Genomic DNA, 10,523 nt, shown 5'->3' with positions numbered 1-10,523 from the left:
GCGAGATGGTGCCCTCGGTGACCGATTCGCCCAGCGCAGGAAGGGTTACTTCGGTGCCAGCTGCGGCAGATCCACCGCTCGCAGGCTTCTCAGCCTTGGGCTCAGGCTCGGGCGCGGCTTCCGGCTCAGGCTGCGACTCCTGGGCGTCGTCTTGCGCAGGGGAGTCGTCAGCGGGGGCCGAGCTGCTCTCCGACTCATCTCCGACGATGGCGAGCACAGCGCCTACTTCGGCGACGTCGTCTTCTTCGAAACGGATCTCGAGCAGGGTACCGGAGACGGGGCTGGGGATTTCGGTGTCGACCTTGTCGGTGGAGACTTCCAGCAAGGGCTCGTCTGCCTCGACGGTTTCGCCGACGGACTTCAGCCAACGCGAGATGGTGCCCTCGGTGACCGATTCGCCCAGCGCAGGAAGGGTTACTTCGGTAGACATTGTGTGCTTGCTCCTTTGGTTTGCCGCTTCTTGGTACTCAGCCTATATCCGTTTGATCGCGCATGTGCAAGGAAGTGCCGTCGCACAATACGACAGTCAACCCCAGAGTATCGCCCACCTCAACCTCGTCCGACGAGGGGCGCACCGTCGTCGCACCCTGGGTATGGAGGTACGCCATAATGGCCCTTGTGGGTTGGTTCCGTAGACGCAAACAGCAGGCCCAGGAGCAACGGGTTGCCGAGGAGCTGCAAGTCGCTTCGTACGACCACCTCGTCGAGTTTTGTCGTACCCGACGGGGCGTCGAGGCGTGGGTAGAACGCCCAACCTCGTTCAACAAGGCCTCCCTGCTGCTCGTCGCCTACGACGGTGAATCCACCAGGCGGGCCGTGCCCAGCGAAGAATACGGATACGCATTCGCCGACGAACAAGACATCCCCTGCTACGACGCGGGAGTGGTGCCCTACCCTCAGCGAATGCGCGAATACGGACTACGAAAGAAACGGAGCTGACATGGGCAAGTACACGTGGGGGACGCCAGAGCACTTGGAGTGGTTGGACGATCACCGCAAGCGCCTCGTCGACTTCTACCAGCCCAATGTGGTCGACCCTGCAGGTGGCTACTTCTGGCTCGGCGACGACGCCTCCCCGAAGCCCGAGCAGGGCAAGGGCCTCTGGATTGCCGCGCGCATGGTGCACTGCTTCTCTCTGCTGCACCTGCTAGGCCGCGACGGCGCCCTCGACGTGGCCCGTCACGGCGTCGAATACTTGCTGGGCCAAGGCCGCGACGCGGAGTTCGGTGGCTGGTTCTCCCAAGTCAACTCCGATGGGTGCAACGACGCGAAGGAGCTCTACGGCATCGCGCACGTCATCCTCGCCTCCTCCAGCGCCATCACCGCCGGCATCGAGCCCGCTCAGGCGCTGCTCGACGAAGCTCTTCGCCTCATCGACGAGCATTACTGGATAGAGGCTGACGGCGCTGGCATCGACGAATTCGACCGCGCGTTCACCACCGCCGACCCGTACCGAGGGCTGAACGCCAACATGCACCTCACCGAAGCGTTCCTCGCTGCGTACGAGGCCACCGGCGACGAGCGCCTCTTCGATCGCGTGCTGCGCCTCGCGGAGCGTTTCGCCAAGGGGCAGCTCGAATCCGGGCGCCCCGCGGCACACCGCCTCGTCGAGCACTTCGACGAGCAGTGGCAGCCCGTGCCCGAGTACAACCGCGACGAGCCCGCCCACCCATTCCGTCCGTACGGCTCCACGCCTGGGCACTGGCTGGAATGGGCGAAACTCTGCGTACAGATCGCAGGCATCCGTCCCGACATCGAATGGCTCATTCCTGCGGCGGAGGAGCTATTCCAGGGCGCCGTCGCGGATGCATGGCTGCCCGGAGGTGGCTTCGCGTACACCGTCGACTGGGACGGCAAATCGGTGATCTCCAACCGCTTCTTCTGGGGCGTCGCGGAGGCCATCGGCGCAGCGCACGTGCTGCACCTGGCCACCTCCAAGCCCGAATACGCGACGTGGTACGAGCGGCTGTGGACCTTCGCCGACGAACACCTCGTCGACCACGAGCGCGGCTCCTGGTTCTCCGAACTCGACGACGATCTGCAGCCCACCAAACGCACCTGGGACGGCAAACCAGACCTCTACCACGTGCTGCAAGCCACCCTCTACGCACAGATGCCGCTCAACGAAGGGCTTGCCAAGCATCTTGCCCGTCGCTGAGCGGCATCTAGCCGCGTCGCCCCTGCCGGGTTACTCCGCGGCTTGCTGCGCGAGCGCCACGAGGGTGCGCACGGCCACGCCCGTGCCACCCTTCGGGGTGTAGCCAAAGGCCTCGTCAGTATCCGCGGGGCCCGCCACGTCGAGGTGCGCCCATGCGATGCCCTCGGGCACAAAGCGCTCCAGGAACGCACCTGCGACGAGTGCGCCCCCGTAGCGACTCTTGCCGCCCGAGCGGAAGTCTGCGATGTCGGAGGTGATCTGCTCTCGGATGTGGTCGGTGATGGGCAGCTCCCAGAACTCCTCACCGGCAGCCTCGGCGGCATCCAGCACGCGGTCCGTCGCGTCCTCGGAGTTCGACATCACACCGGCGATGCGCGAGCCGAGAGCCACCATGCAGGCGCCGGTGAGGGTGGCCACGTCGACGATCATGTCGGGCTTGTCGGTGCCCGCGCGGGCAATGGCGTCGGCCATGACGAGACGGCCCTCGGCGTCGGTGTTGTAGTTCTCAACCGTCTGGCCGTCGAACATGGTGAGCACGTCGTTCGGGCGGTAGGCGCTGCCCGACGGCATGTTCTCGGCCATCGCCGCGTAGGCGGTGACCTGCACTTTGACGCCCAGTTCCGCGATTGCGCGAATGGCGGCAATCACGATGGCGGCGCCCGACATGTCCATCTGCATGCCGAGCATGCTGGCGGGCGGCTTAATGTCGAGGCCGCCGGAGTCGAACGTGATGCCCTTGCCCACCAGCGCCAGGTGGAACTTCGCGCCGCGCGGTGCGTAGCTCAACCGCACCAGGCGAGGCGTGTGCTCCGAGCCGCCGCCGACGGCGAGGATGCCGCCATATCCGCCCTTGGCCAGGGCCTTCTCGTCGAGCACCTCGACGGTGATCCGCTCATCCTTGACGTACGCCTTCGCGGCCTCGGCGAAGGACTCGGGGTAGAGGAGATTGGGCGGGGTGTTCGACCAGTCGCGCGCCTGGTAGACGCCACGGATGTTCGCCTTGGCATCGACGAGCGCGTCACCGAGGCGTGAGGGGCCGACGACGGCGATCTTGGCGATCGGCTCAGGGGTTCCTTGCCCTGTGACCTTCTGCACACGGTAGGCGCCGAGCGCCGCGCCCTCCGCGGCGGCCTGCAGCAGCTCGGGGTCGGTGAGTTCCAGCGACACCGCGACGGTGAGCCCTTCCATGTCGGGCAGCCCGATGACCGCGCGTGCCGCCGCGCCGACGGCACGACGCAGCGTGGCGGGTGCCACGTCGGGTTCACCCAGCCCGACGACGACCGCGCGGACGCCGTCGGCCTCCGGCAACACCGTCACCTTTTCCAGTGCGCTCGACGCGTGCATGGCAGCGGCCAGCGTCGAGACATTGGCGTTGAACGCCTTCGTGTAGGCCTTGTCGAGTTCGGAAGTGCCGCCCACGAGTGAGGTTGCGTCGCCGGCGGTGGCGAGGCCGACGATGACCACGTCGGCGTCCTTGGGTACAGATTTCGAGAGTTCCAACGAGAGATCGTGCATTCTCCCACCCTATCTAGGACGGGGTAACTTTGCCTTCATGGGAAAACGAATCGCCTACTGGTTGTTCATCGCAGCGGCCTTGGCCATCACCTGCTGGGGTGTGGTGGCCTACGTGCATCCGACGACGCACTGCGGTGAAGTGGAAATGGGGCCAGGCGACGTATGCCATGGATCGACCTACACGGAGGTCAACACTGACGAGAAGCTGCAAACCTACGAGCAGCGCATCCGCACCGTGCGCGAGCAGACCCCGTTCGTCATTGGGATCGGTGCGATAGCGACGGTGTTCGGCGTCGTATTGCTGGTGCGATCAGGGAAGCAGCGACATGGGGCCGTAGACGACCCTGTCCTCCTCCATGAGGGTGGCCTCAGCGACCCCGAGGTTCACTAAGTCGTCGTAGAACAGCGACATCCACTCCTCGGCGGCTTCCTTGGAGTCGAAGCGTTTCAGGAGGTCGTTGCGCTCGAGCTCCTCGCGGTCGAACGAACCGGTGGCGGGTTCCCAGTGATAGCTCATCAGATCGGATCTCCTCGCTTGATTCGGGGCAGAGGGCGACGGAAGCGTCGGATCATGATCGCGCGGTTCATCATGTACATGAGCAGGCCCTTGGTGTGCGCGTTGGGCACACGCTCAGCGAGGAGCTTCTTGAAACTTCGCCACATGATCCAGATATTGATGAGGGTGGCGAAGAAGAATCCCCACAGCAGGAACGCGATGATCGTGGTGATCTCAACATTCGCCATGAACACGAACATGGCCGCCAGGATGATGAGCATGAACGGCATCATGAACTCGGCAAGCGTCCAGCGGGTGTCGACGAAGTCGCGCAGCAACGTGCGTTCGGGGCCCTTCTCGACGCGCTCCCAAGCCTCAGTTTGAGCCTTATACCGAGCCTCACGCTCTGCCTTCTTACGCTCTTTCTTGCTGAGGTTCGGATGCAGGCGCTCCATGCGCGCCGCTTCCGCTTCCTTGCGGGTGGGGGTGGGCCCGGTTTTCGCGCCCCGACGAACCACCTTCTTGCCGGCGGGGGCCGACGTCGGCTCCTGCGCATCCGTGGACGTTGCCGCGTTCGTGTCGGGGGCCTTCTTCACCTTTTCGGGCACGGTTGACGTGCGTGCCCGGGTGGACTTGTCAGAGCGTTCATAGGGGCGGAAGAGTCCCACGCGTACTACCTCACAGTGGTGAACGATATTGGCGAAGCTGCATTCTACCGGTTGCGCTCTGGTGCTCGAAGTCTGCGTCGGGTGCCCGGCAGAAAAAGATTTACTGGGTTCGCTCGAGCTTGTTGCTTGGCACCATGTACCTTTGATGTGGCAGACCCCTTCGGAAGGATAGTTTTCGTGGCCGGCATCTTTGAACGCATTGCGATGGTGTTTCGCTCCAAGGCCAACAAAGCCTTGGATCAGTATGAGGACCCCCGTGAAACGCTCGATTACTCGTACCAGAAACAGCTGGAGCTTTTGCAGAACGTGCGCCGCGGTGTCGCGGATGTGGCCACCAGCCGCAAGCGGGTGGAGCTCCAAGCCAGCAAGTTGAACCAGGAGATTGACCGCCTCACGTCGGCGGCGCAGCGTGCACTGGAATCGAACCGGGAAGATCTCGCCCGCGAGGCGCTTACCCGTAAGTCGGGCCTGCAGCAGCAGCTCGCAGAGCTGCAGGCGCAGCATGCTCAGTTGCAGCAGGAAGAGGAGAAGCTCGTTCGCGCGAGTTCTCGCCTGCAGGCGAAGGTCGACGCCTTCCGCACTCGCAAGGAGACCATTAAGGCTACCTACTCCGCCGCCGAGGCGCAGACCCGCATCAATGAGGCGTTCACCGGCATTGGCGAGGAGATGAACGATATCGGTCTCGCCATTCAGCGTGCAGAAGACAAGACGCTGGAGCTGCAGGCCCGCGCATCTGCCGTCGATGAGCTGGTTGCCTCGGGCGCGCTGGAGGATGGATTCGGCCAAGACGACATCACTCGGGAGCTTGACCAGCTGGCGTCGAGTTCGTCGGTGGAGGACGAGCTCGCCTCGATGAAGGCACAGCTCACGGGTGGTGCGCCTGCGCAGCCTGCCGCAATCGATGCGCCGAATGCAACGCCGAGCCAGGTCCAGGGGGCTACGCCGCAGCAGGCCCCCGCTCAGGAAGGCTCCGTCGCAGATCCGTACGGGGAGCCTCAGCAGTGATCATCCGAGTCATGGGCGAGGGGCAGTGGACCATCGACGTCGACTCCCTCACGAGTTTGAATGAAATCGATGAGCGTCTGGAGCGCACGGTCGAGGCCGGTGACGAAGCGGCGATGCGCGAGGTGCTGCAGGAGCTGTTCACCCGCATCCAAGAACTGGGCTCTCCGGTGCCCGACGATGTGCTGGCTGAGTCTGACGTCGTCTTGCCCGACCCGACGGCCAGCCTCGACGACGTCAAGCTCGTGCTCGACGCCACCCGCGACTACTACGGCGGTTTGCTGCCGGACGAAGTCCAGGAGTAGCAGGCAGGGTGCGGGTACTCGTCGCATCCGGCGCGGTCGGCGCGCTGGAGTCTCACGCGGCATCCGTCGTCGTCGCCCGGGCGTTTCAAGCTGAAGGTGCCGAGGTTGCCGTGGTAGACCTCGAGGCATCTTGGCCTGCGCCTTCCACACTCGATGAGCTTGCTGACGTGCTGGCACGAGGGGCCGACGTCGTCGACCTGAGGCAGCTGGAGTTTCGCTTGGCCGACGCGGAGCGCGCCACGCAAGCGATCGCGGGGCGTCGTTTCGTGGCCGTGGTGACCGATTCGGACGTCGAGGTGCCGTTGACGGGACTCGCAGGCACGGCCGTGCAACGATCCCGTGAGCGCGGCGACGATCTTGCCGCCGGCCTCGCCGCGGACGCCCAAACGCGCGCATGGCTCGCAGCGCTGGGCGTGGACGACGGTGCGGGCGTGGGAGCCGTCGACGGGTTCGGCGCACTGTTGCTGCGTGAGGGCGTGCGGTTGACCAGCGCGCTCGAACTCACCGTGGAACGCACCGGCTTCGCGGAGACGGCCACCCAGGCTGACCTCATCGTCACGGGATGCACTGACCTCGACTTCCACACCCGCGGCGGGCCGCTCGTCGAACGTGTTGTGCGGATCGCGGAGGAAGCGCTGCGCCCCGTGATCGTGGTCTGCGGTCGCAACTATGTGTCGTCGCGCGAACTGCGTCTGTCCGGTATCGAAGCCGCCCACGCGGTGCACACCGGCGACGATCCACGCACCGTCGAAGAGAGTGACCTCGCAGCACTGGCGGAGCGTGTGGCGCGCACCTGGCGGTTCGAATAAGGGAAGTGCTTGGAGTCGCGTCGACAGCCACGTACACTGGGGCGCGTTCAACACCCCTACTGATGGAGTCAGCGTGACTGAAACCCAGACTGATGCACCAACCGGCGTTACCCTCACGGAAGCGGCCGTCGATAAGGTGCGTGCTCTGCTCGAAGCAGAGGGTCGCGACGATCTGTCGTTGCGCATTGCTGTGCAGCCCGGCGGTTGCTCCGGCCTTCGTTACCAGCTGTATTTCGACGATCGTGAACTCGATGGCGACCAGGCCACCGATTATGAAGGCGTGAAGGTAGTCACCGACCGAATGAGCGCGCCCTACCTGGGAGGTGCATCGATCGACTTCGTCGACACCATCTCGCAGCAGGGATTCACCATCGACAACCCGAACGCGACGGGCTCCTGCGCATGTGGCGATTCGTTCCACTAATCGCCACGAAAGCGACGTCGCACGCAACGAAATTGTGAACAACTAGCACCCCCGGGCTGAATCACTTCACCCGGGGGTGCCTTTATGCGTTAAGGTGACCTTGCAGTGCTATACACATCTGAGCGATGTGTGACGAAAAGAACGTGGAAGGCAAACAGTGGTGAGAAGCAATCCTCCCCGGCCCCGAACCGGCCGCAGGATCATGGCGATCGCAGGGGTGCTCATGCTCCTCGGCCTGGCGGGTTGTAGCGGCCAGGGTGCGCGGTTCGGCCTGCCCGAACCGGCATCCGAGCAGGCCCCCGCGATGGGTAACCTTTGGGTGGGGTTCTGGGTCACCGCCTTGATGATTGGCGCCTTGGTGTGGGGCTTGATCCTCTGGTCTGTCATTCGCTACCGGCGCAAGGACGACGACGCCCCCGCGCCGCGGCAGACGAAGTACCACCTGCCTCTTGAGCTGCTGTACACGCTCGTCCCGTTCCTCATCATCGGCGTGCTCTTCCTCTACACCGTGCGGGTGTTCGACGAAGTGCTCGACCAAAGCGAAGACCCGGACCTCGTCGTCGATGTCATTGGGCAGAAGTGGTCGTGGACGTTCAACTACCACGGTGCTGATGATCCTCAGGTGGGTGTCGATGCTCATGAGGTCGGCACCGTCGAGAAGATCCCCGAGCTCTACCTTCCGGTGAACAAGCGGGTGCGCTTCAACCTTGACTCCGCTGACGTGATCCACTCGTTCTGGGTGCCAGCGTTCTACTTCAAGATGGACGTGATCCCCGGCCATCCCAACTCGTTCGATGTGACGCCCAACAAGGAGGGTGTCTACGACGGTAAGTGCGCCGAGCTGTGCGGCGAATTGCACGCGGCCATGATCTTCAAGGTGCACGTGGTTTCCGAAGAGGAATACGCGAAGCACGTGCAGGAGCTTGCTGCCAACCCCCAGAATGAGGGCTTGCTCCCGATGCCGCAGACCACCAAACATGTGCTGCCGGAGACGACGGCGGCACCCAAGGAGGGCAACTGATGAGCAGCGATAACATTGCCGCACGGACGGAGCTCGCGTCCCCTGCGACGACGAAGTCCACGCACTCGTTGGGTGCCACGGTGATGAAGTACCTGTCCACCACCGACCACAAGGTGTTGGGCAACATGTACTTCGTCACGTCCATGTTCTTCTTCTGCTTCGGTGGTGTGCTCGCTCTGGGCATTCGTGCCGAGCTCGCGAACCCCGGCATGCAGTTCGTGAACCATGAGACGTTCAACCAGTTCTTCACCATGCACGGCACCATCATGCTGCTCATGTTCGCGACGCCCATCTTTGCCGGCTTCGCCAACGCGATGCTGCCACTGCAGCTCGGAGCCCCCGATGTTGCCTTCCCGCGCCTGAATGCGTTCGCCTACTGGCTCTACCTGTTCGGTTCGATTTTGACCTGCGCCGGGTTCTTCACGAAGGAAGGCGCCGCGAGCTTCGGTTGGTTCGGCTACACGCCACTGTCGACGTCGCTGCATTCGCCTGGGCTCGGCTCGAACTTCTGGGTGTTCGGCCTCTACGTCCTGGGTCTGTCGTCGATTCTCGGCGCGGTGAACTTCATCACCACCATCATCTGCATGCGTGCACCGGGCATGACCATGTTCCGCATGCCCATCTTTTCGTGGAACATCCTCGTCACCTCCATGATGGTGATCATCACGTTCCCCGTGCTGGGTGCAGCGTTGCTTGTGCTCGGCTCCGACCGCGTGCTGGGGTCGCATATCTTCGACGCCGCATCCGGCGGTGCGATGCTCTACCAGCACCTGTTCTGGTTCTTTGGACACCCTGAGGTGTATGTGCTGGCGCTGCCATTCTTCGGCATCATCACCGAGGTGCTGTCGGTGTTCAGCCGCAAGCCAGTGTTCGGCTACTACGGTCTGGTCTTCGCCACCTTGACCATCGGCGCGCTGTCTGTGTCGGTGTGGGCGCACCACATGTTCGCCACGGGCGCGGTGAGCCTGCCGTTCTTCGCGTTCATGACCTTCATGATCGCCATTCCGACGGGTGTGAAATTCTTCAACTGGATCGGCACCATGTGGCGAGGGTCATTGACGTTGAACTCAGCCATGTTGTTCGCGATCGGCTTCCTGGTCACCTTCCTGTTCGGTGGCCTCACGGGTATCATCCTCGCGTCGCCCGCGCTCGACTTCCAGGTGACCGACTCCTACTTCGTGGTGGCGCACTTCCACTACGTGCTGTTCGGTACCGTCGTGTTCTCAACCTTCGCGGGCTTCTACTACTGGTGGCCCAAGTTCACTGGGCGCATGTTGAACGAGAAGCTTGGCCAGGCACACTTCTGGATGATTTTCATCGGCTTTCACATCACGTTCCTCGTGCAGCACTGGCTCGGCGTCGCAGGTATGCAGCGGCGCATTGCCGACTACGGTGCGTGGGAAGGCTTCACCGTGCTCAACCAGGTGTCCACCTTCGGTGCGTTCTTCCTGGGCGTCTCGATGCTTCCGTTCTTCTGGAACGTGTGGATCACGCGCAAGGCGCCTAAGGTCGAAGTCAACGACCCGTGGGGCTGGGGCCGCACCCTGGAGTGGGCCACCTCGTGCCCGCCGCCTAGGCACAACTTTGATTCGCTGCCTCGCGTTCGCTCCGTGAACCCGGCCTTCGACCTGGCTCACCCCGAACTGGCTGAGGAGCCACACGACGTCGATCCGGGCGAGCTGCTCGACGCGGACGACACCCCGGAGCTTGAGGAGGCCTCGAAGTGAAGACCGAATCCAGGATCTTTTGGTTCATCGCGGTCTTCTTCGCGGTGATGACACCGATCTACTGGTTCGCGAGCCAGGAGATCATCGGCACCATTGCGCTGGGCTTCACCTTCGCGCTGGGCACCATGATCGCTGCGTTCCTCAGCTATGAGGCCAAGCACTTCGACGCTCGGCCCGAAGACAGGGAAGACGCAACCATCGAGGAAGCCGCCGGTAACTACGGATTCTTCGCGCCCAAGAGCACCTGGCCCTTCTGGTGCGCGGTGGTAGTCACCATCATTCTGCTCGGCCTGAGCGTCGAACAGTGGTGGATCACCGTGCTCGGCTTCGGCGTCGGAATTTGGGCTGTTACAGGCTGGGTGCTGGAGTTCTACCGCGGCGACTACCAGCACTGACGC

General features: G+C 63.5%; 13 protein-coding genes. 9 read left to right on the top strand and 4 right to left on the bottom strand.

Annotation, left to right across the window (positions count from 1 at the left end; all coding sequences use genetic code 11):
• Positions 1-430 (bottom strand): biotin/lipoyl-containing protein (locus Q0X68_RS06120; protein WP_297749013.1); only part of this gene is annotated, 430 nt, incomplete at its 3' end.
• Between the two features lie 179 nt (positions 431-609).
• Between Q0X68_RS06120 and Q0X68_RS06115 the strand changes: the two genes are divergently transcribed.
• Complete coding sequence (locus Q0X68_RS06115; RefSeq protein WP_297749010.1) at positions 610-939, top strand: hypothetical protein; 330 nt, start codon at positions 610-612, stop codon at positions 937-939.
• Position 940: 1 nt separating this feature from the next.
• Positions 941-2,158, top strand: a complete 1,218-nt coding sequence (locus Q0X68_RS06110; RefSeq protein ID WP_297749007.1) for an AGE family epimerase/isomerase — start codon at positions 941-943, stop codon at positions 2,156-2,158.
• Between the two features lie 30 nt (positions 2,159-2,188).
• On the opposite strand, the gene Q0X68_RS06105 is transcribed toward Q0X68_RS06110, so the two are convergent.
• From Q0X68_RS06105 to Q0X68_RS06095, 3 genes are all read right to left on the bottom strand, one after another.
• Positions 2,189-3,673: a leucyl aminopeptidase gene (locus Q0X68_RS06105; RefSeq protein WP_297749005.1), complete on the bottom strand. Its 1,485-nt coding sequence runs from the start codon at positions 3,671-3,673 to the stop codon at positions 2,189-2,191.
• 310 nt (positions 3,674-3,983) lie between these two features.
• Positions 3,984-4,190: a hypothetical protein gene (locus Q0X68_RS06100; RefSeq protein WP_297749003.1), complete on the bottom strand. Its 207-nt coding sequence runs from the start codon at positions 4,188-4,190 to the stop codon at positions 3,984-3,986.
• Complete coding sequence (locus Q0X68_RS06095) at positions 4,190-4,837, bottom strand: DUF3043 domain-containing protein (protein ID WP_297749000.1); 648 nt, start codon at positions 4,835-4,837, stop codon at positions 4,190-4,192. The genes Q0X68_RS06100 and Q0X68_RS06095 overlap by 1 nt, the downstream gene beginning before the upstream one ends.
• A gap of 177 nt (positions 4,838-5,014) precedes the next feature.
• On the opposite strand from Q0X68_RS06095, the gene Q0X68_RS06090 reads away from it, so the two are divergent.
• The 7 genes from Q0X68_RS06090 to Q0X68_RS06060 all read left to right on the top strand — a co-directional run bounded on the left by Q0X68_RS06090 (position 5,015) and on the right by Q0X68_RS06060 (position 10,520).
• A complete protein-coding gene (locus tag Q0X68_RS06090) occupies positions 5,015-5,842 on the top strand; it encodes a PspA/IM30 family protein (protein ID WP_297748997.1) in 828 nt (275 codons plus the stop codon).
• Positions 5,839-6,144 carry a PspA-associated protein PspAA gene (locus Q0X68_RS06085; protein WP_297748994.1) on the top strand — a complete coding sequence of 102 codons (306 nt, stop codon included), beginning with the start codon at positions 5,839-5,841 and terminating at the stop codon, positions 6,142-6,144. Before Q0X68_RS06090 ends, Q0X68_RS06085 begins: the two co-directional genes overlap by 4 nt.
• Before the next feature lie 8 nt (positions 6,145-6,152).
• Positions 6,153-6,953 (top strand): glycerate kinase, encoded by an 801-nt coding sequence (locus Q0X68_RS06080; protein ID WP_297748991.1) that lies wholly within the window; start codon positions 6,153-6,155, stop codon positions 6,951-6,953.
• Between the two features lie 73 nt (positions 6,954-7,026).
• A complete protein-coding gene (locus Q0X68_RS06075) occupies positions 7,027-7,377 on the top strand; it encodes an iron-sulfur cluster assembly accessory protein (protein WP_108869820.1) in 351 nt (116 codons plus the stop codon).
• A gap of 304 nt (positions 7,378-7,681) precedes the next feature.
• The gene (coxB, locus tag Q0X68_RS06070; RefSeq protein WP_366127851.1) at positions 7,682-8,398 is read left to right on the top strand and encodes a cytochrome c oxidase subunit II; all 717 of its coding nucleotides are present in this window, start codon (positions 7,682-7,684) and stop codon (positions 8,396-8,398) included.
• Positions 8,398-10,125, top strand: a complete 1,728-nt coding sequence (ctaD, locus tag Q0X68_RS06065) for a cytochrome c oxidase subunit I (protein WP_297748983.1) — start codon at positions 8,398-8,400, stop codon at positions 10,123-10,125. Before coxB ends, ctaD begins: the two co-directional genes overlap by 1 nt.
• Positions 10,122-10,520 carry a cytochrome c oxidase subunit 4 gene (locus tag Q0X68_RS06060; protein ID WP_297748980.1) on the top strand — a complete coding sequence of 133 codons (399 nt, stop codon included), beginning with the start codon at positions 10,122-10,124 and terminating at the stop codon, positions 10,518-10,520. The genes ctaD and Q0X68_RS06060 overlap by 4 nt, the downstream gene beginning before the upstream one ends.
• Positions 10,521-10,523: the final 3 nt, after the last annotated feature.

It is taken from the genome of uncultured Tessaracoccus sp., from assembly GCF_947286155.1.
Lineage (GTDB): Bacteria > Actinomycetota > Actinomycetes > Propionibacteriales > Propionibacteriaceae > Arachnia.
This window is presented reverse-complemented; position numbering and strand designations above follow the sequence as displayed.

What these genes read in the sequence shown, in the direction of transcription:
- Q0X68_RS06115 (WP_297749010.1), top strand. Translation starts at nt 610, where the DNA reads ATGGCCCTTGTGGGTTGGTTCCGTAGACGCAAACAGCAGGCCCAGGAG.
- Q0X68_RS06100 (WP_297749003.1), bottom strand. Translation starts at nt 4,190, where the DNA reads ATGAGCTATCACTGGGAACCCGCCACCGGTTCGTTCGACCGCGAGGAG.
- Q0X68_RS06110 (WP_297749007.1), top strand. Translation starts at nt 941, where the DNA reads ATGGGCAAGTACACGTGGGGGACGCCAGAGCACTTGGAGTGGTTGGAC.
- coxB (WP_366127851.1), top strand. Translation starts at nt 7,682, where the DNA reads ATGGGTAACCTTTGGGTGGGGTTCTGGGTCACCGCCTTGATGATTGGC.
- ctaD (WP_297748983.1), top strand. Translation starts at nt 8,398, where the DNA reads ATGAGCAGCGATAACATTGCCGCACGGACGGAGCTCGCGTCCCCTGCG.
- Q0X68_RS06105 (WP_297749005.1), bottom strand. Translation starts at nt 3,673, where the DNA reads ATGCACGATCTCTCGTTGGAACTCTCGAAATCTGTACCCAAGGACGCC.